This is a genomic window from Deferrisoma palaeochoriense (assembly GCF_054656955.1).
Genome location: NZ_BAAHXI010000001.1, coordinates 1 through 18,310 on the forward strand (window position 1 = coordinate 1; position 18,310 = coordinate 18,310).

The window sequence follows — 18,310 nt, forward strand, 5'->3', positions numbered from 1 at the left end:
CAGCTTTCCAGCCTCCTCGCCTACCGAAAGGATCCCCCATGGCCAAAAAGAACTACGTCCTCGATACCAACGTGCTCCTCCACGACCCCGAGGCCCTGAACGCCTTCGAGGACAACGTGGTCAACATCCCGATCACGGTGATCGAGGAGATCGACCGGTTCAAGAAGAACCTGGACGAGATCGGCCGGAACGCCCGGCACGTGTCGCGCTACCTGGACGCGCTGCGCACCAAGGGGGACCTGAAGGCCGGCATCCCCAACGACCACGGCGGCGCGGTGCGGGTCATGTTCGGGCTGGAGTACGCCGACCGGCTGCCCCCCGAACTCGCGGCGGGCAAGGGCGACAACCGGATCCTGGCCGTGTGCCTGGCCCTCAAGGAGACGGAGGAGCTGCCCGTGGTGTTCGTGACCAAGGACACCAACCTCCGGATCAAGGCCAACGCCCTGGGGATCCGGGCCGAGGACTACGAGCGGGGCAAAGTGCGGCTCGAGGAGCTCTACACCGGGACGGCCGAGCTCTCGGTGCCCCCCGGCACGGTGGACCGGTTCTTCCACGAGCACGGGGTCGAGGTGGAGGCCGAGCTTTTTGACAACCAGTACGTGTGGCTCCGGGACGAGACGAATCCCCAGCACGCGGGGCTCGGCCGGTACCGGGCCGAGTCGGGCAAGGTGGAGCCCGTGCGAGTGCCCAAGGAGGGGGTGTGGGGCGTGCACCCGCGGAACCGAGAGCAGCGCTACGCCCTCGACGCCCTCCTGGACGAGCGGATCCAGCTCGTGACCCTGGTGGGGAAGGCCGGGACGGGGAAGACGCTCCTGGCCATCGCGGCCGGGCTCCAGAAGAGCATCGAGGAGCAGGTGTACAAGCGGCTCCTGGTGTCCCGGCCGATCTTCCCCATGGGCCGGGACATCGGGTTCTTGCCGGGCGACGTGCAGGAGAAGCTCCGGCCCTGGATGCAGCCCATCTTCGACAACGTGGACTTCCTGTTCGCGGGGGTGGAGGACCGGGAGGGCCGGCGCCGGCGGGGGTACCAGGAGCTCATCGACATGGGGCTCATGTCGTTGGAGCCCCTGACCTACATCCGGGGCCGCTCGATCCCGTACCAGTACATGATCGTGGACGAGGCCCAGAACCTGACGCCCCACGAGATCAAGACGATCATCACCCGGGCCGGGGAGGGCACGAAAATCGTGCTCACGGGCGACCCGTACCAGATCGACAACCCCTACATCGACTCCACCTCTAACGGCCTGAGCTACTGCGTGGAGCGTTTCAAGAACCAGTCCATCGCGGCCCACGTGACCCTGGAGAAGGGCGAGCGAAGCCCCCTGGCCGAGCTCGCGGCCAACGTGCTGTGAGCGGCGCGGGGTTGCACCGGCGGCTTTCCGGATTATCTTGGCGGCCTCGCGCAGACCGGCCATGGGACCTGCGGCCGACCCCCGCCTGAACCGCACCGAGGGGTTTTACCGGGGGGAGCACCCGAGCCTCTTCTGGGAGCTCACGGTGTGCCAGAGCCTGGCCGACCCGGCCGGGCCCTACGCCGCGGCCCTGGAGGAACGCCTGCCCTACGGCGCCCTGGTGGCCCGGTTCCTGCGCGCCCATTTGGGGTGGGAGGGGCCGGGGCACGTGGTGGAGGTGGGGGGCGGGTACGGCACCCTGATGGAGGCGTTCTCGCGGGAGTGGCCGCCCCGCCGGATCACGATGGTGGACCTGAGCCCCCGGTTCCTGGCGGAGCAGCGCCGGAGGCTCGGGGCGCTTCCGGGGGCGGCCTTCGTGGAGGAGGACGCCCGGGCCTACTTCGCGGGCCTGGCCGAGCCGGCGGACCTCGTGATCGCCAACGAGATCGTGGGGGATTTCCCCACCGCGGTGGGGCTCCGGCGCGATCGGGTGCTGGCGGCCGCTGCCGGGGAGCCGGCCGACCCGGTCACGGCCGCCGTGGCCGAGCGGGTCCGGCGCTACGGGATCGATCTTTCGGGCGCCCCGGAGACCTTCGCGTTCAATCTGGGCGCGGTGGAGTTCCTGGAGGCCCTGGCCGGCAAGGCCCGGGCCGTGTTCCTCACGGAGCACAGCTCGGACGTGCGGCTTCCCGATCCTTACGGGTTCCTGCCGGTGCCGGAGGGCGACGGCTACCCCCGGCGGGTGCCCCTGAAGGACCACGACGAGTACACGATCCGGTTCGGCCACCTGGAGGCCGCGGCCCGTGCCCTCGGGTTTCGGGTGGGGCGGTTCCACCTGGCCGAGGTGGTGGAGCTGCGGCGGGACGAGGGCCTCCGGTTCATGGCCCGCACCGGGGTCACCCTGTCGGAAACCGCCGAGGCCGTCCGGGAGTTCTGCGAGCACATCGCCGAGTACCAGGGCCTTCTTCTCACGGCGGCTCAGGGGTACGGAACCACGGAGGACACGGAGAGCACGGAGGACTGCCGGGGGCGGTTCGGTCCCGGCCCTTCTCCGGCCCCCGATCCGCCGCAGCGGGCAGGGAGGGGCCTCCCAGCTTTCCAGCCTTCTAGCTTCTAGCCTTTTCGAGAGGATTCCGCCATGTACGACATCTTCGAACCCGTCCGGATCGGGCCCTTGACGGCCCGCAACCGCATCGTGCGCTCGGCCACCTGGCTCGGGCTCGCCGACGAGGACAACCGCGCCACCGACGCCCTGGTGGAGCGCTACGCCGAGCTCGGCCGGGGCGGCGCCGGCGTCGTGATCACCGGGTACGCGGCCGTGAGCCCCGAGGGGCGCCAGGCGCCGCGCATGCTCGGGGTGTGGGACGACGGCCACGTGGAGGGCCTCGCCCGGATCGCCCGGGCCATCCACGAGGGCGGGGCGCTGGCCGGGGTGCAGATCGTCCACGCCGGGGGGCAAACCCGGTCGGACTGGATCGGGGGCATGACCCCCATTGCCCCCTCGTTCGTGGACCACCCCCAGTTCCCCGAGATGCCCCGGGAGATGTCGGCCGAGCAGATCGCCCGGGTCGTCGGCGACTTCGCCCGGGCGGCCCGGAGGGTGCGGGAGGCGGGGTTCGACTTCGTCCAACTCCACGCGGCCCACGGGTACCTGATCAACCAGTTCCTCTCGCCCGGCACGAACCAGCGCACCGACGCCTACGGGGGCACCCTGCGGAACCGGTTCCGGTTCCTGGAGGAGATCGTGGCGGCGGTGCAGGGCGTGGCCGGCCCCGACTTCCCCCTGGCCGTCAAGCTGAACGGCTGCGACTTCGTGGACCGGGGGCTGGAGATCGACGAGGCGGCCCAGGTGGCCGAGTGGCTCGCCCAGCGCGGGGTCGCGTTCATCGAGGTGAGCGGCGGCACCCCGGCCTCGGGCGACCGCGGGCCGGCCCGGGCCAAGGTGAAACCCGGGGAGGGGGAGGCCTACCTCCGGGATCTGGCGGCCGCGGTGAAGCGCCGCGTCGGGTGCCCCGTGGCCACGGTGGGGGGCTTGCGTCGGATCGAGACGCTGGAGGACCTGCTCGCCGAGGGGGTGGCCGACCTCTTCAGCCTGTCGCGGCCGCTCATTTGGGAGCCGGACCTCCCGGCGCGGTGGGAGCGGGGCGACCGGGCCCCGGCCCGGTGCGTGAGTTGTAACGGCTGCTTCGGCCCCGGGTGGCAGGGGGAGGGCGTGCGGTGCGTCGTGAAGGAGAAGAAGGAGGGGACGTGACCCGGCTCCTTCCCCGGCCGGGGGAGGTGGGGCTCGCGGTGGTGGACGTCCAACCCGGGCTTCTCAAGGCCTATCCGCCCCGGCGGGCCGAGCGCGTGGTCTCCGCCGTGGCCGGGTCGCTTTGGCTCCTGGAACCCCTGGGGCTTCCCACCCTCCTCCTCGAACTCGACCCGGGCCGGTTCGGGACCACCCACCCCGAGGTGGCGGCCGCGGCGCCCGGCGCCCGGGTCGCGGCCAAGGGCCGCTACGACGCCACCCGCGACCCGGCGGCCCTCGACGGCCTCGAGGCCCTCGGCACCGGGTGGGTCGCGCTCTTGGGGATCGAGACCCATGTGTGTGTCCTCCAGACCGCCCTGGGGCTCTTGGAGCGGGGCCGCCGGGTCGCCTTCCTCGACGACGCCGTGTTCTCCCGGAACCCCCGCGACCAGCGGACGGGCCGGGAACTTCTCCTGCGCGCCGGCGTCTTCCCCCTGACCACCGAGACCCTGCTCTTCGCCCTCCTGGGCGGCCGGGACCACCCCGCGTTTCCCCGGGTGCTGCCCCGCCTCAAGGACCGGGTGAACCGATTTCGGTGAGCTCGCCCCCCCCCTCCTGGGCCCCTTGGACCTCCAAAAGGGCTTCAAGAGGGGACGGCTGCGAGGGGGGGGATGCGCGGGCCTGGGGTCGGGCCTACGCCGCCAGGTCCTCGCGGAGAGGGGGGAACCCCACCAGCCGGCCGTTGGCCTCGTCCCAGAGCTTGAGCCGGACCGTGGCGAGGCTCTCGCGGAATCCCAGGGGCTTCTTCCCCCGCAGCTCGGGAACGGCCTCGTAGCAGGCCTTGAGCCGGTAGTTGGGGATCCGGGGCCGCAGGTGGTGGACGAAGTGGTACCCGATGTTCCCCGAAAACCACCGCAGCAGGGGGGGCAGGTCGTAGAACGAACTGCCGTCGAAGGCCGCCCGAAGCGGGTTCCAGTCGGGCCGCCTCGCCCAGTACACGCCCGGGAACTGGTGCTGCACGTAGAAGAGCCAGACCCCCCCGGCCCCCGCCAGCCAGATGATCGGGAGCTGCACGAGCACGTAGGTCCGTAGCCCCACGGTCCACCACGCCCCCAGCAAAATCGCGGCCAGGAGCGCGTCGGTGATCCACACGCTTCGCCGGGCCTTTCGGCTCACGGCCCGGCTGGGCCAGCGCTGACGGATCAGGAACTGGTAGAGGGGCCCGATGCCGAAAAGCACCAGCGGGTTTCGGTACAGCCGGTACCGGAGCCGTTGGCCCCGGTCCAGGGCCCGGTACTCCTCGAGGGTCAGCGTGGTGATGTCCCCCACCCCCCGGGCGTCCAGGTTGGCGTAGGTGCCGTGGTGCTTTAAGTGGGTGAACCGCCAGTCTTCCAGGGGCGTGAAGACCAGGGTGCCGCACAGGTACCCCAGGACCGTGTTCGCCGCCTTCCAGGGGAAGAACGAGTCGTGGACGCAGTCGTGGAACAGGATGAACACCCGCACCAGGAGCCCGGCGGCGGGCACGGCCAGGACGAGGGTGAGGGCGTAGGGGTAGCCGTTACGCACCAAGGCCGCCATGAGGGCCCACAGGGCCAGGTACGGCACGAGGGTGTTCACCACCTGCCATCCCGCCACCCACCCGTCCGGCCGCTGGAACCGCTTGAGACGGGGGAACCATTCCGGCCAGCGAAAGGGGAGGGTGGCGGGGGAGAGGGGGTGGGCGCCGGCCATGTTGCAGCCTCCGCACGATGAGTCGTCCCGGGCCGCGGCCCAGGCCCTCGTTTTCGACCTCCCGGGGTTCCACGCCCCGATTCGATAGCCCTGCCCCGCGGCCGTGTCAACACCACTCCCTTGTCCCCGACCGCCGGTTTGGTTATGGTCAAACTCCGTTTATTGGGACGGATTCGAAGCTCGGTTTCGCCAATTCGAAGAGAGGAGGAATCTCGCCATGGCCAAGCTCCTGTGGACCCCGTCGCCCGAGCGCATCGAGCAGGCGAACCTGACCCGGTTCATCCGGTGGGTGAACGAGCAGCACGGGCTCGACCTCAAGACCTACGACGACCTCTACGACTGGTCGATCCGGGAGATCCCGGCGTTCTGGGAGAGCGTGTGGAAGTTCGTGGGCATCCGCCACTCCACCCCCTACGAGGCGGTGCTCGAGAACCCCGTGATGCCCGGGGCCAAGTGGTTCCGGGGGGCCCGGCTCAATTTCGCCGAGAACCTGCTCCGGCACCGGGACGACCGGCCGGCCCTGGTGTTCGTGCGCGAGGGCGGCGAGGAGCACTCCCGGGTCACCTACGCCGAGCTGTACCGGCTGGTGGCCAAGATGGCCCGGTTCCTCAAGGAGGCCGGGGTGAAGGAGGGGGACCGAGTCGCCGGGTTCATGCCGAACCGCATCGAGACCGTGGTGGCCATGCTGGCGACCACCAGCATGGGCGCGATCTGGTCCTCGTGCAGCCCGGACTTCGGGTTCAAGGGGGTGATGGACCGGTTCGGCCAGATCGAGCCCAAGGTGCTCGTGACCTGCGACGGGTACTTCTACAACGGGAAGGCCTTCGACTCCCTGGGCCGGGTGGCCGAGGTGGCCCGGGAGATCCCGGCGGTGGAGCGGATCGTGGTGGTCCCGTTCGTCTCGGACTCGCCCGACCTTTCGGTGTTGGGCGGGAAGGGGGTGCTCTGGGCCGACGCGCTGGCGAACGACGCGGCCGAGGTGGAGTTCGCCCAGCTCCCCTTCGACCACCCCTTGTACATCATGTACTCCTCGGGCACCACGGGGGTGCCCAAGTGCATCGTCCACGGCGCGGGGGGCACCCTGATCCAGCACGCCAAGGAGCACATCCTCCACACCGACCTAAAGCCCGGTGACGCGATCTTCTACTTCACCACCTGCGGGTGGATGATGTGGAACTGGCTCGTGAGCGCCCTGTTCGTGGGCGCCAAGGTGGTGCTCTACGACGGCAGCCCGGCCTACCCCGACATGAACGTGCTGTGGAAGATGGCCGAGGAGCAAAGGCTCACGGTGTTCGGGACGAGCGCGAAGTACATCAGCCTGTGCCAGAAGTCCGAGGTGCACCCCGGCCGGGACTTCGACCTCTCGGCCCTCAAGGCCGTGTGCTCCACCGGTTCGCCGCTCTCCGAGGACGGGTTCGAGTGGGTGTACCAGGAGGTGAAACAGGACCTCCAGCTCGCCTCGATCAGCGGCGGCACCGACATCATCTCGTGCTTCATGTTGGGCTCGCCCATCGACCCGGTGTACGCCGGCGAGATCCAAAAGCGCGGCCTCGGCATGAAGGTGGAGGCCTGGACCGACGACGGGAAGCCCGTGATCGGTCAGAAGGGCGAACTTGTGTGCACCGCGCCCTTCCCCTCGATGCCGATCTACTTCTGGAACGACCCGGGCAACGAGAAGTACCTGGACGCCTACTTCCGGTACTTCCCCGGGGTGTGGCGCCACGGCGACTACATCGAGATCACCCCCCGGGGCGGGGTGATCGTGTACGGCCGATCCGACGCCACCCTGAACCCGGGCGGGGTGCGGATCGGCACGGCCGAGATCTACCGGCAGGTGGAGGCCCTGGACGAGGTGGTGGACTCCCTGGTCATCGGCCAGAAGTGGGAGGACGACGTCCGGGTGATCCTGTTCGTGGTGCTCCGGCCCGGGCTCACCCTGGACGAGGCCCTGGTGAAGAAGATCAAGACCCAGATTCGCACCAACTGCACCCCGCGCCACGTGCCGGCCAAGGTGATCCAGGTGCCCGACATCCCGCGCACCCTCAACGGCAAGAAGGTGGAGATCGCGGTCACCAAGATCGTCCACGGCGAGGAGGTGAAAAACCGCGACGCCCTGGCGAACCCCGAGGCCCTGGACTACTTCAAGAACCTGCCGGAACTCGCCACGTGAGGCGGACCGACTGGGTGCCCGTCGTCGCGGCCGTGGTGCGCCGCGGCGACGGGCGGGTGCTCCTGGCCCAGCGCCCTTCGGGGGCCCACGCGGGGCTGTGGGAGTTCCCGGGGGGCAAGGTGGAGCCCGGGGAGACCCCGGAGCAGGCCCTCGCCCGGGAGCTCCGGGAGGAGCTCGGGATCGGCGTCGAGGTGGGGGAGGTGCTCGCCACCGTGGAGCACCGGTACCCCCACATCGCCATCCGCATGACCGCCTACGCCTGCCGCCTGGTCGAGGGCGAGCCCCGGGGGCTCCACGGCCAGGCCGTGGCCTGGGCCACCCCGCCGGAACTCCCCCGCTACCCCCTGCCCGAGGCCGACGTTCCGATCGCCCGGTTGGTCGCGGCCGGCGCGCCCTCACCCCCCTGACCGGCCGGGGCACCTGCGCCCGGTTGCGCCCCCCGCCCGCCGTGTGCTTTGATCGGCCGCCGGAGGACCTGCCCCCCGGACAGAAGAGAGGAGGTCGATGCCCGGACTGGATGCATCCGTTCTGGGGAACACCGTGCGCGCCTACCTGGTGGCCTTGGGCATTGTTGTGGCCGCGGCCGTCTTGGGGCGGGTGGGCCGGTTTGTGCTGGAGCGCTACCTGGCCCGGTGGGCCGAGAAGAGCCGGACCCGGCTCGACGACCTTCTGGTGGGCCGGGTGCTCTCGCCGGCCGTCCACCTGTTCTTGCTAGGCGGGGTGTGGCTCGCCAAGGCGAACCTCCGGATCCCCGATCCCTTCTCCGGCTGGATCGACCGGGTTCTGGTGGTGGTGGCGGTGGTGCTCTTTTTCGCCATCGCGATCCGGTTCGTGCAGGGGCTGGTCGAGGTGGGGGCCCGGGCGTACCTGGACCGGCTCGAGGCCCGCGGGGTGGAGGACCTGCAGGACCGGCGCCGCACCGTGGCCCGGGTAGAGAAGCAGATCCGCGAGGTGGCCAACATGGTCCTGTGGATCCTGGGCTTCCTCACGGTGCTCTCCAACCTGGGGGTGGACCTCAAGGCGATCTGGGCGAGCCTCGGGATCGGCGGGATCGCCCTGGTGGTGGCGGTGAAGGAGCCGCTCGCCAACCTGGTGGGCCGGCTCTACATCTACGGCACCGGCATCTTCGATGAGGGCCACTTCATCGCCTTCGGCCCGTGGTCGGGCACGGTCACCAAGATCGGGCTGTTCCGGACCTACCTCGAGCTCTTCTCCGACATGACCACGGTGTCCATCCCCAACGCCGACTTCGTGAAGGGTGCGGTGAAAAACTACTTCGGCAGGACCAAATTCATGTACAAGTGGGACCTGGACGTGCCCTACGAGGTGCCGGCCGACCGGCTCCAGCGCCTGGCCGAGCGGCTCCGGGCCTACGTGCTGGATCTCCCCGAAGTAAATCCCCAGATGTGCTGGATCTACCTGGACCGGCTCGATCGGTACTCCAAGGTGATCCGGGTGTGGTTCCAGGCCCACCTGCCGGACTGGGCCACCTCGCTCCGGTACGGAAACGAGGTGCTCCACGGCATCCAGCGGGTGTTTGCCGAGGAGGGGGTGGAGTTCGCGTTCCCCACCCAGACCGTGTACTTGGCGGGGGACGAGAGGAGGGGTGACCATGGAACGGTGGCTTGCGCTGGCGGCGGCGCTCCTGTGCCTGGCGACACCGGTGCGGGGGCAGGAGCAGGCGCTTCGGGGGCTTGAACCGCCCCGGGTCGAGGCGGCCGAGGTGCCGGCAGCCCTCGAGCGGACGGGGCTCACCCGGGAGGCCCTGGCCGGGGCGGTGCGGGGGGAGCTGGAGGCGGCCGGCCTGGGGACGGCCGCGGGGGAGGCCGCCCTTGTCGTTCGGGCGCGGGCCACCGAGCTGCGGGGGGCGGGCCTGTTCGCCTGCGCCGTGGACCTGGCCCTGGAAGAGCCGGTGACCACGGCCCGGGGTGTTCCGGTTCGGGCGGTCACCTGGCGGGAGTCGGCGGTGCTGGCCCAGATGAGCGGACGGGCCGCCGACGCGGTGCTGGCCGCGGCCCGCGATCTGACCCGGGCCTTCGTCAACGCCTACCGGACCGAGAACCCGCGGGAGTGAGGGCGCCTGGTCCCCGGGGGGACCGTCTATGAACCCGGCGCCAATAGAGGCCCGCAAGGAGACCGCGAGGGCATGGGGCCTGCTTCCGGCCGTGCGTGAGAGCGGCATCCGGCCACTGTAGGAGCCACGCCCGGCGCTCCAGCAGGCCCCATGCCCCCGGCCGTGCCTATTTAGCCGCCGGAGTAATAGCATGACCACCGAACGGGGGAGAGGGGACACGACATGAGTGACGCCTACGATGCCATCGTGATCGGCGGGGGGCCCGGGGGCCTCACCGCGGGAATGTACCTGGCCCGGGCGGGCCGGAAGACGCTGCTTCTCGAGCAGGCCCTCCTGGGCGGCCAGATCGCCCAGACGGCCCATGTGGAGAACTACCCGGGCTTCCCGGAGGGGATCAGCGGCCGGGAGCTCATCGACCGCATGGAGCAGCAGGCCCGCCGGTTCGGGCTCGAGATCCAGTTCGGCCGGGTGGAGGCCCTGCGGGTCGACGGGGACGAAAAGGAGGTGGTGGTTTCGGGGTTTCCGTTCCGGTCCCGGGTGGTGGTGGTGGCCACCGGGCTCGTGCAGCGGCTCGGGGTGCCCGGGGAGGAGGAGTACCTGGGCCGGGGGGTCTCCTACTGCGCCACCTGCGACGGCGCCCTCTACCGGGGCCGGCCCGTGGCGCTGGTGGGGGCGAGCGAGTGGGCCATGGAAGAGGCCCACTTCCTGAGCCGGTTCGCGGACCCCCTGTACCTCGTGATCCCCACGGCCGAGCTCAAACCCACGAGCGACCTGCGCCGGGAGCTCCTGGCCCACCCCAAGGTCCAGGTGGTGCCGAACGCGAAGCCCCTCGAGGTGCTGGGGGACGAGCAGGGGGTGACCGGGCTCCGGATCGAGGACCGCGCCTCGGGCGGGGAGAGGGAGCTCTCGGTGGACGGGGTGTTCATCTTCTCGGGCCGAAAACTGCCGGGCACCGATTTCCTGCGGGGTGTGGTGGACCTGGACGAGGCCGGGTACGTGGTGGCGGGGGAGGACTGCGAGACGAGCGTGCCCGGGGTCTACGCCGTGGGCGACGTGCGTCGCCGGCGGTTCCACCAGGTGGCCACGGCCGTGGGCGACGGCGCCGTGGCCGGCATGGACGCCCTCCGGCACCTGAAGGGCGGATAGCCGGGGTGCGGATCGCGGCCTTCGCCGATCTCCACGGCGACCTCCCCGCCCTGGAGGCGATCCTGGAGGACGCCCGGCGGCGGGGCGCCGAGGCCCTGTTCCACCTGGGGGACATGGGGGGCGGGCCCGAGGGGGCCGTGGTCTGGGCCCGGCTTCGGGAGGCCGGCGTCGTGGGGGTGCGGGGGGAAGCCGACCCCACGGATCTGCCCGCCTGGATCCGGGTGGAGGACGGCGGCGTGGCGCTCGCCCTGTGCCACGCCGATCCCCGGGAGGCCTGGCGCCCCCTGGACGCCGACACCCCCAAGGGGGAACTCGATGAGGTGTTCGCCCTGGTGGAGGCCGGGGTGCTCCTGGTGGGGCACACCCACGAGCCCCTGACCCGGGAGGTGGGCGATCGGTTGCTCCTCAACCCGGGGCCGGCCGGGGGCGGGGACGAGGCCCGGTATCTCCTGCTGGACACCGAGGGGGGCCTCACGGTCCTTCACGTTCGCGTGCCGGTCCGGAGGGCCCCAGGCGAGTCCCGGTAGGCTCGTCCTCGGGGGCCGGTGTTGCCGGAGGGGGCGCGACGGGCGCGGTGGAAGGAGGTTGAGGCCGAGGGGAGCTTGAAACGGGAGTCGCGTTGTGGGTAGAATCCGCCTTCCGGCTGAGGCCGGAGCAACGGTGAGCGGGAAGCGTCGGGACGTGGCGCAGTCTGGTAGCGCGTCTGCTTCGGGAGCAGAAGGTCGCTGGTTCGAATCCAGTCGTCCCGACCATCTTTCCCTCCGCCGTTTTTTGTTGCGGGCGAAGAGGCCAGGGGCTCGAGCGGACGTTCGGTTTCGGGAGGAACCGCGCCGCATGAGGACGCCCCTGGCCGTCTTGTTTTTGCTGGTCTGCCTCGCCGGCCCGGCCCGGGCCGGCGACGTGTCGTACCGTCTGGTGGAGCCCGCGGACCCGGCCCACGACCTCCTGCCCAAGACCTGCCGGGTGTGCCACAAGGACAAGGACTTCCGGTTCTTCGTGGTGGTGGCCCCGGATGACCAGGGCCTCCAGGCCGCCCGGAACCGGCTGGAGGCCGGGGGCCCGGCCCCGGCGGCCAACCGGCCCAAGAACCCCCACACCGCGATCGCCTGCCTGTTCTGCCACCTGGAGGACCCGGCCCAGACCCCGCCCGGGCAGATGACGTTTCGCACCCTCGACGGGGGCGCGGCGGGCCCGGACCGCATCGAGGCGGCCTGCGGGCTGTGCCACCCGGGAGGCAGCGAGGACCACCCCCTGGTGCTCGGGGCGGCCGACCCAACGGCTGACCTGGAGGAGGCCGGGCTCCCGCTCCCGGGGGGCGAACCCGCGTGCTACACCTGCCACGACCTCCACTCCGAGGACGTGGGCCCGGCCGCCGTGCGGAAGGCTTACCTGCGGTTCGCCGCCCAAAGCCCGGCGAGCTTCGTGCACGGGAACCGGGCCGGGTGCCGGGCCTGCCACCCGGGGGAGCCGGCGCCCGGGTCCGACCCGGTGTTCCTCGAGCCCGACGCCACGGCGCGGTGCGTGCGCTGCCACACCGGGGGCCACGAGAAGATCCACCCCGTGGGGGTGGCCTCCACCGAACAGACCTACCCCATGGACTTTCAGGATCTCCCCCTGGGCCCCGAGGGAAAGATCACCTGCTCCACCTGCCACGACGAGCCCTGCACCGAACGGATCGACCCCCGGAATCCCCGGTTCCTCCGGGGCGGGCCGTATCTCACCCCCACCGAGTTCTGCTACCGGTGCCACCCCCGGGCCGGGGCGGGGGCGCTCAACCCCCACGACCAGGTCACCGACGACGGCCGGCTCGTGAGCACGAGTTGCGTGTTCTGCCACCGGAAGCGGCCGGGGGAGGAGGGGCCCGGGGCGCTCGCGTTTCTTCACTCGCCCCTGGAACTGTGCATGGGGTGCCACGATCCGGCGCCCCACCCGACGGTGAACCACCTCGTGGAGATGCCCGAGCCCATGGAGAAGAAGCTCCACGCCTACGAGGAGAGGCACCGGGTGCGGCTTCCGCTCCACGAGGGCCAGATCGTGTGCACCACCTGCCACAACCCCCACGAGAAGGGCGCGGTCCGGGGTGAGGCGGCCCTGGGGGCGGGGGAGGAGAAGGCCTGGCGGGTCCCGAGCTTCGCCGAGCTCTGCACCCCGTGCCACGCGCGGTACGACTGAGGGCAGCTAGGCGGCTGGACGGCTGGACAGCTAGGCAGCTAGGCAGCTAGGCAGCTAGGCGGCTAGGCGGCTGGAAGCCTTGACTATTGCGTCGCCGCGGCCCGGGAGCCGCCTCCTCGGGCTCGTGCAGGCGATGACGATGGGATCGCCGAGTTTTCAGCGGCCTCGCCGCCAAGCCGCCGAGCCGCCCAGCCGACTTCACAGGAGAGATCCGTATATGTGGGAACTGTTCCAGAAGGGCGGGCCGGCCATGTGGGTGCTGGCCGGACTGTCGGTGGCCGGGCTTGCGGTGGTGGTGGAGCGGCTTCTCGTGCTCTACCAGGCCCGCACCGACACCGAGGCCTTCACGGCCCGGATCGCGGCGGCCCTGGAGGCCCAGCGCTACGAGGAGGCCTTGGAGATCGCCCGGAAGGGCGGGGGGGCCATGGCCCGGATCCTCACGGCCGGGCTCGAGCGGATCCGCCGGGGCCGGGCCGAGGTGGAGAAGGCCATCGAGGCCCGGGGCGACCTGGAGGTGGCGAAGCTCGAGCGCGGGCTCGTGTTCCTCCAGGCCGTGGCCAAGACCGCCCCGCTCGTGGGGTTCTTCGGCACCGTGTCCGGTATGATCAAGGCCTTCGAGGCCATGGGGCGGGCCGGCCTGGGGGACCCGGCCAATGTGGCCCTGGGGATCTCGGAGGCCCTGATCACCACCGCGGCGGGCCTGGCCGTGGCGATCCCGGCGTTCTTCTGCCACGCCCTGTTCGTGGGCAAGGTGAACCGGTTCGTGATGGAGCTGGAGGAGGGCTCGATCCGGTTCCTGGAGGCCCTGGAGGAGGCCGAGGAGCGCCAGGCCCGAAGCCTCGCCCGGTACGAGATCGGCGGAGAGTACCTTGAGATTTAAGCGCCGCCTGCCCCCGGACGACGAAGGCGTCCCCATGGCGTCCATGGCGGACATCGCCTTTTTGCTCATCATCTTTTTCATGCTGACGACCGTCTTCAGCGTGGACCGGGGGCTTTTGATCGAACTGCCGGAAACCAAGGTGGGCGAGCCGGTCGAGGTGCGCGAGGTGGTGATCACGATCCCGGCCGAGGGCCCGGTGCACCTCGACGGCAAGCCGGTGGCCCTGGAGGACCTGGGCGCCCGGGTGGCGGCGGCCCGTCGTCGGAACCCCCGCCGGCCCGTGGTGGTGCGAAGCGACCGGCGGGTGCCCTACGGCCGGGTGGCCGACGTGATGGACGAGCTCCTCCAGGCCGGCATCACCGACGTGGCCCTGCCCACCGCGCCCGAGCCGGAGGGCGGCGGGTGAGATCCGTTCCCGGATCCGATCCCCGGGATACCCGGCTCCACCGGTTCGGGGTGGGACTGGGCCTCGCCCTGGCCGCGGGGATCCATGCCCTGGTGCTGTGGGGGCCCGACGTCACCTACCGGCCGGTGTTGGAACAGGCGCGGGTGCGCCGGGCGCTCCGGGTGCGGCCCTACGTGCCGCCCCCGCCCCCGCCTCCCCGGCCCGAACCCCCGCCCCGCGCGGGCACGGGGGCGGCCGAGGCCCCGCCCGCCCCTGTGAACCGGGCCGAGGCGCGTCGCAAGGTGCCGGCGGCCGAGCGAGCGCGCGAGGCCCCGTCCGAACGGCCGCCCGCGGGAGTGGTGCCCCGGCCCGGCCTCCCCGAGCCCGAGGTGCGAAAGCCCGGCGCGCCGGTGGCCGAGAGCCGGGCCGAGCCGAAACCGCCCGCGCCTCCGCCGGCCGACGTCCGGCCCGAGCCCAGGCCCGACGAGTGGTCTGCGGTGCTGGCGGAGTTGGAGGCCCGGGGGGAGGCCCTGGCCGAGCGCCAGGCCGCCCGGGGCCGAGGGGTCGCTGGGGCCGGAGAGGGCGAGGGGGCGGGCGGAGCGGGTGGCGGGGGAGAGGAGGGGTACCTCGACCCCCGGATCCGGGTCACCGTGGTGTCGTACCCGCCGACCGGGATTGAGGAGCTCCACCCGCCGATCCCGTACCCGGACCTTCGGTTCCACCGGCGGGAGCTGCAAAAGGGGATCTGCCGGGTTTGGTACCGGGTCTGGACCGACGCCGCGGGCCGGATCGTGAGCACCCAACTCAAGGCCCCGGCCACCGCGGACGAGCGGGAACTCTACGCCCCCTTCGTCCGGGCCGTGACCGAATCCGTGGCCGGCTGGCCCTTCGACCGGCGCGAGGCCGAGATCCATGTGGACGTGCTGTTTGAGATCGAGTAGCCGGGTCCTCATCGTGGCGGTGGTCACGCTCGTGTCCGCCGCGGCGGGCAGGGCGGCGGGCCCGGACCCGTGCCTGGAGTGCCACGGCGTGGCCGGGTTCGACGCGCCGGGCCGCGAGCTCTGGATTCACGCCGAAGCCTATGCTTCGGGGCTCCACGGCCGGCTCGCCTGCGCCGACTGCCACAAGGGGGCCGAGGGGGTTCCCCACGGCGAGGTGCGGGTGCGCTGCGATCTCCCCTGCCACGTGCCCGACGCGAGCCACGCGGCGCTGTCCGCCGCCGAGCAGGCCGGGGTCCACGCCGGCCTGGCCGATCCCCCGTGCCTCGCCTGCCACGGGGGCGGGGGGCTCCCCGAGGATCCGGACGCGTTGTGCCAGGGGTGCCATCCGCAGGCCACGGAACCCCTGGCCCGGTACCCGGACACGGCGGGGGCCTTCGGGGTGCGCGGCCATGCCGAGGCCGGAGAACGGGCCCCTGGATGCTCGGCCTGTCACGGGGTCCACGGGGTGGAAGCCGGCCCCCAGGCCCGGGAGGCCTGCGGCGCAGCGGCCTGCCATCCGGACGCGGGAGAGGGGTTCCAGCAGCTCTTTGACCACGACCGGAGGTCCGACGTCCCGGCCTGGGGCGGGGCGGCCCGGGGCCTGGGGTGGGCCGGCGCCGTCGTGGCCCTGATGCTGGGGCTCCACGCCCTGGGGAGGCGGCCGTGACCCGCCCGCGTCCCCGGACCGTGGAGGTGCTCGATCCGGTCGACCGGGGCCTGCACTTCATGGCCACCGCCGGCGTGCTGGGGGCCCTCGCCACCGGGCCCGCCCTGGAGACCCCGGCGCTCGGGGCCGGCTGGCCCGTGGATCCGGGGTTCCTCCACGGGGTCTCAGCCTTCCTGGTCGCGCTCGCGGCCGGGCTCCATCTCGTGCGGGTGGCCCTGTGGTGGCTCGAGGGCCGAAACCCGTGGGGGCTCGTGCCCCGCCCCGGCGACCTGGCGGACCTGGTGCGGGCGTGCCTGCCGTGGGCGAAACCGCCGCCCCGGGGCCGGTTCTCCCACCGGGAGCGGTTCGGGTACCTGGGGTTTTGGATCGGCCTCCTAGGCCTCGGGATCACGGGGTGGGCCGTGGCCCATCCCGGCGTGGTGGTGGAGGGCGTGGGGCCGGCGAACCTGGTTCGGGCCGCCCGCATTCACAGCGCTCTGGGCCTGGGTCTCCTCCTGCCCCTGGGGTGGCACCTTTACTTCGCCCTCGTCGCCCCCGAGAAGCTTCCCTGGAACGCGGCCTGGATCACGGGCCGGGTCTCCTGGTATCTCGCCGCCCGGGCCTGGCCGACCTGGGTGGGGGAGACGGAACGGCCCGCCGAGGAGGAGCCGCGGCCGCCCTCGGTGGAGGACCTCCTGGCCCGGGGGAACCAGGCGGCCCGCGAGGGGCGGTGGGACGAGGCCGCGGCGGCCTACCGGGAGGCCCTGGCCCTCTACCCGGGCTACTCCCAGGCGCTGTTCAACCTGGGCGCGGTGTACGCCAAGGCCGGGCGCACCGCCGACGCCCGGGAAACCCTGGAGCGGTTCCTGGAACAGGACCCGTTCAGCCCGGCCGCCCCAAGGGCGCGGGAGCTCCTTTCCTCCCTGGGGGTGGACCGTGGGTAGCGCCTGGGTGCGGCGGGTCGCTTCGCTTGTCCTCCTCGCCGGCTTGGCCGCGGCGGCCCTGGGGTTCGCCCGGTGGCCCGGGGCCGTCGGCCCTACGGGGATCCGGCCGGAGGCCCGGGTCCTCCGTCCCCCCTTCCACGCTTACGACCGGGCCCGGATCGAGGAACCCCGGGGATATTGCACCCGGTGCCACCCGCCGGTCGCCCACGGCCGCGACGGCCGACTGCGGGCGTTTTGGAACCTGCACCGGGTGGGGCTCGACTGCGGGGTGTGCCACCTCGTGGGGCCCCGGCTCGTGCCCGGGCGCGCCCCCGGGCGGGGCGGCCGGGTGTTCGTCGGGGTGCGCGGCCCCGAGGGGTGGCGGCCGGTGGACCGGCCGGGCCCGGACGCCCGGTTCCGGGCCCGGGGGCCGGGGTGCACCGAGTGCCACCGCCGGGGCAGCCCCTGGCTTGCCGGGCCGGACCTCTACGACCCGTACCGCCGCCGGCTCCTCGAGGACCTGGCCGTGCTCCGGTGGCTGGAGGGGAGCCGGTGAGGCCGGGGCGCCTGCTTTCGCTGGTCGGGGCGGTTCTGGCGTGGGCCGCCGCGGCGCGAGGAGACCCGGGCGCGTCCGTGCGGACCCTGGAGGTCCCCCTGCCCCGGCTCGACCAACCCCGATCCTTCGCCGTGGCCTCGGACCGGGCGGTCTGGGCCGTGGAGGACCTGGGGGGCCGGCTGGTCCGGGGCCGGACGGGCGACGGGCTAGAGCCGGTGGAGAACGGTCGGCCGCGGCTCGTGGCCGCCGACCCCGACGGGGTCGTGGTCGCACTCGTGGGGGAGACGGGCTCGTTCCGGTTGGTCACCCACGGCCCCGGCGGCCGCAGGGAGGCTCCCCTGGCGACCGATCCCCCGCCCGCCGACCCGGTGGGGCTCGACGCCCGGGACGGGATCGCCTGGGTGGTGGACCGGGACCCGCCCCGGGTGTTCCTGTTCGCGTACGACGGGGCGCTCCTGGCCTGGACCGATCTCGCGGGCCGGGCCCGGGCGCCGTTTTCCGTGGCCGTGGGGCCGTCGGGGGAGGCCTACGTGACCGACCCGGCCGGGCCGGGGGTGTGGAGCTTCGCCCCCACGGGCGCCCTGGTGGGGCCCGTGGACCTCGGCGGGACCGGGTTCACCCGGCCCACCGGGATCGCGGTGGACCCGAGCGGCCGGGTCTGGGTGTCGGACGGGGTCACGGGGTGCGTGGTGCTTCTCGACCCCGGCCGCTCTGCTGGTCCCGTCCGGTGCGAGGGTCGGACGGTGCGGTTCGGGGACCCCCTGCGGCTTCGGTGGCGCGACGGCCTGTGGGTTCTCGACGCCTCGGCCGGCCGGGTCTGGAAGGTGCTTCCCGGGGCGGGCAGCCCTTGACGGGAAGGTCCGTCCCCGGCCTGCTGATCCCCCTGTGAGCGGCGGCGATCTAATGATGCGTTCCCGAAATCCCGTAGTTTCCCCAAGGGGTGGGGCTGGGGGCCCCTCCTTCGCTGAACGGCCTCGCAGGGGCCGGCTCGGCGCGGTCCGCTGCGGCGCGTGAGGGCACGCGCCG

19 protein-coding genes and 1 tRNA gene are annotated in these 18,310 nt (G+C 72.4%); 19 read left to right on the forward strand and 1 reads right to left on the reverse strand.

Translation table 11 applies throughout. The features are described from left to right. The first annotated feature begins 38 nt into the window (after nucleotides 1–38). The 4 genes from ACYQ8L_RS00005 to ACYQ8L_RS00020 all read left to right on the forward strand — a co-directional run bounded on the left by ACYQ8L_RS00005 (nucleotide 39) and on the right by ACYQ8L_RS00020 (nucleotide 4,220). Nucleotides 39–1,355: a PhoH family protein gene (locus ACYQ8L_RS00005; RefSeq protein WP_459939694.1), complete on the forward strand. Its 1,317-nt coding sequence runs from the start codon at nucleotides 39–41 to the stop codon at nucleotides 1,353–1,355. A gap of 61 nt (nucleotides 1,356–1,416) precedes the next feature. Next, entirely contained in the window at nucleotides 1,417–2,511 is a 1,095-nt protein-coding gene (locus tag ACYQ8L_RS00010) for a methyltransferase domain-containing protein (protein ID WP_459939695.1), read from the forward strand. 21 nt (nucleotides 2,512–2,532) lie between these two features. Further along, nucleotides 2,533–3,645, forward strand: coding sequence for an oxidoreductase (locus tag ACYQ8L_RS00015; protein ID WP_459939696.1), 1,113 nt, complete (start codon nucleotides 2,533–2,535; stop codon nucleotides 3,643–3,645). Then, entirely contained in the window at nucleotides 3,642–4,220 is a 579-nt protein-coding gene (locus tag ACYQ8L_RS00020) for an isochorismatase family protein (RefSeq protein ID WP_459939697.1), read from the forward strand. Before ACYQ8L_RS00015 ends, ACYQ8L_RS00020 begins: the two co-directional genes overlap by 4 nt. 94 nt (nucleotides 4,221–4,314) lie before the next feature. On the opposite strand, the gene ACYQ8L_RS00025 is transcribed toward ACYQ8L_RS00020, so the two are convergent. Then, the gene (locus ACYQ8L_RS00025) at nucleotides 4,315–5,352 is read right to left on the reverse strand and encodes a fatty acid desaturase (RefSeq protein WP_459939698.1); all 1,038 of its coding nucleotides are present in this window, start codon (nucleotides 5,350–5,352) and stop codon (nucleotides 4,315–4,317) included. A 217-nt stretch (nucleotides 5,353–5,569) separates the two neighbouring features. On the opposite strand from ACYQ8L_RS00025, the gene ACYQ8L_RS00030 reads away from it, so the two are divergent. The 15 genes from ACYQ8L_RS00030 (at nucleotide 5,570) to ACYQ8L_RS00100 (ending at nucleotide 18,135) form a co-directional block, all read left to right on the forward strand. Beyond that, on the forward strand, nucleotides 5,570–7,522 hold the full coding sequence (locus ACYQ8L_RS00030) for an acetoacetate--CoA ligase (RefSeq protein WP_459939699.1): 1,953 nt from the start codon (nucleotides 5,570–5,572) through the stop codon (nucleotides 7,520–7,522). Next, complete coding sequence (gene mutT, locus ACYQ8L_RS00035; RefSeq protein ID WP_459939700.1) at nucleotides 7,519–7,929, forward strand: 8-oxo-dGTP diphosphatase MutT; 411 nt, start codon at nucleotides 7,519–7,521, stop codon at nucleotides 7,927–7,929. Before ACYQ8L_RS00030 ends, mutT begins: the two co-directional genes overlap by 4 nt. Nucleotides 7,930–8,026: 97 nt before the next feature. Further along, nucleotides 8,027–9,220, forward strand: coding sequence for a mechanosensitive ion channel family protein (locus ACYQ8L_RS00040; protein WP_459939701.1), 1,194 nt, complete (start codon nucleotides 8,027–8,029; stop codon nucleotides 9,218–9,220). Further along, complete coding sequence (locus ACYQ8L_RS00045; protein ID WP_459939702.1) at nucleotides 9,135–9,596, forward strand: hypothetical protein; 462 nt, start codon at nucleotides 9,135–9,137, stop codon at nucleotides 9,594–9,596. The genes ACYQ8L_RS00040 and ACYQ8L_RS00045 overlap by 86 nt, the downstream gene beginning before the upstream one ends. Nucleotides 9,597–9,818: 222 nt before the next feature. Then, the gene (locus ACYQ8L_RS00050) at nucleotides 9,819–10,742 is read left to right on the forward strand and encodes an NAD(P)/FAD-dependent oxidoreductase (RefSeq protein WP_459939703.1); all 924 of its coding nucleotides are present in this window, start codon (nucleotides 9,819–9,821) and stop codon (nucleotides 10,740–10,742) included. Nucleotides 10,743–10,747: 5 nt separating this feature from the next. Then, nucleotides 10,748–11,269: a metallophosphoesterase family protein gene (locus tag ACYQ8L_RS00055; RefSeq protein WP_459939704.1), complete on the forward strand. Its 522-nt coding sequence runs from the start codon at nucleotides 10,748–10,750 to the stop codon at nucleotides 11,267–11,269. Between the two features lie 148 nt (nucleotides 11,270–11,417). Continuing rightward, nucleotides 11,418–11,494, forward strand: a tRNA-Pro gene (locus tag ACYQ8L_RS00060). An 82-nt stretch (nucleotides 11,495–11,576) separates the two neighbouring features. Further along, on the forward strand, nucleotides 11,577–12,914 hold the full coding sequence (locus tag ACYQ8L_RS00065; RefSeq protein WP_459939705.1) for a hypothetical protein: 1,338 nt from the start codon (nucleotides 11,577–11,579) through the stop codon (nucleotides 12,912–12,914). Between the two features lie 217 nt (nucleotides 12,915–13,131). Beyond that, the gene (locus tag ACYQ8L_RS00070) at nucleotides 13,132–13,794 is read left to right on the forward strand and encodes a MotA/TolQ/ExbB proton channel family protein (RefSeq protein WP_459939706.1); all 663 of its coding nucleotides are present in this window, start codon (nucleotides 13,132–13,134) and stop codon (nucleotides 13,792–13,794) included. After that, a complete protein-coding gene (locus tag ACYQ8L_RS00075) occupies nucleotides 13,784–14,200 on the forward strand; it encodes an ExbD/TolR family protein (protein WP_459939707.1) in 417 nt (138 codons plus the stop codon). Before ACYQ8L_RS00070 ends, ACYQ8L_RS00075 begins: the two co-directional genes overlap by 11 nt. Then, entirely contained in the window at nucleotides 14,197–15,120 is a 924-nt protein-coding gene (locus ACYQ8L_RS00080; protein ID WP_459939708.1) for a hypothetical protein, read from the forward strand. Before ACYQ8L_RS00075 ends, ACYQ8L_RS00080 begins: the two co-directional genes overlap by 4 nt. After that, nucleotides 15,107–15,826 (forward strand): cytochrome c3 family protein, encoded by a 720-nt coding sequence (locus tag ACYQ8L_RS00085; RefSeq protein WP_459939709.1) that lies wholly within the window; start codon nucleotides 15,107–15,109, stop codon nucleotides 15,824–15,826. The genes ACYQ8L_RS00080 and ACYQ8L_RS00085 overlap by 14 nt, the downstream gene beginning before the upstream one ends. Next, nucleotides 15,823–16,749 (forward strand): tetratricopeptide repeat protein, encoded by a 927-nt coding sequence (locus tag ACYQ8L_RS00090; RefSeq protein ID WP_459939710.1) that lies wholly within the window; start codon nucleotides 15,823–15,825, stop codon nucleotides 16,747–16,749. Before ACYQ8L_RS00085 ends, ACYQ8L_RS00090 begins: the two co-directional genes overlap by 4 nt. Next, entirely contained in the window at nucleotides 16,742–17,284 is a 543-nt protein-coding gene (locus ACYQ8L_RS00095) for a hypothetical protein (RefSeq protein ID WP_459939711.1), read from the forward strand. Before ACYQ8L_RS00090 ends, ACYQ8L_RS00095 begins: the two co-directional genes overlap by 8 nt. Next, nucleotides 17,281–18,135, forward strand: a complete 855-nt coding sequence (locus ACYQ8L_RS00100) for an NHL repeat-containing protein (protein ID WP_459939712.1) — start codon at nucleotides 17,281–17,283, stop codon at nucleotides 18,133–18,135. The genes ACYQ8L_RS00095 and ACYQ8L_RS00100 overlap by 4 nt, the downstream gene beginning before the upstream one ends. Nucleotides 18,136–18,310 lie beyond the last annotated feature (175 nt).

What these genes read in the sequence shown, in the direction of transcription:
- ACYQ8L_RS00005 (WP_459939694.1), top strand. Translation starts at nt 39, where the DNA reads ATGGCCAAAAAGAACTACGTCCTCGATACCAACGTGCTCCTCCACGAC.
- ACYQ8L_RS00010 (WP_459939695.1), top strand. Translation starts at nt 1,417, where the DNA reads ATGGGACCTGCGGCCGACCCCCGCCTGAACCGCACCGAGGGGTTTTAC.
- ACYQ8L_RS00015 (WP_459939696.1), top strand. Translation starts at nt 2,533, where the DNA reads ATGTACGACATCTTCGAACCCGTCCGGATCGGGCCCTTGACGGCCCGC.
- ACYQ8L_RS00025 (WP_459939698.1), bottom strand. Translation starts at nt 5,352, where the DNA reads ATGGCCGGCGCCCACCCCCTCTCCCCCGCCACCCTCCCCTTTCGCTGG.
- ACYQ8L_RS00030 (WP_459939699.1), top strand. Translation starts at nt 5,570, where the DNA reads ATGGCCAAGCTCCTGTGGACCCCGTCGCCCGAGCGCATCGAGCAGGCG.
- ACYQ8L_RS00040 (WP_459939701.1), top strand. Translation starts at nt 8,027, where the DNA reads ATGCCCGGACTGGATGCATCCGTTCTGGGGAACACCGTGCGCGCCTAC.
- ACYQ8L_RS00045 (WP_459939702.1), top strand. Translation starts at nt 9,135, where the DNA reads ATGGAACGGTGGCTTGCGCTGGCGGCGGCGCTCCTGTGCCTGGCGACA.
- ACYQ8L_RS00050 (WP_459939703.1), top strand. Translation starts at nt 9,819, where the DNA reads ATGAGTGACGCCTACGATGCCATCGTGATCGGCGGGGGGCCCGGGGGC.
- ACYQ8L_RS00065 (WP_459939705.1), top strand. Translation starts at nt 11,577, where the DNA reads ATGAGGACGCCCCTGGCCGTCTTGTTTTTGCTGGTCTGCCTCGCCGGC.
- ACYQ8L_RS00070 (WP_459939706.1), top strand. Translation starts at nt 13,132, where the DNA reads ATGTGGGAACTGTTCCAGAAGGGCGGGCCGGCCATGTGGGTGCTGGCC.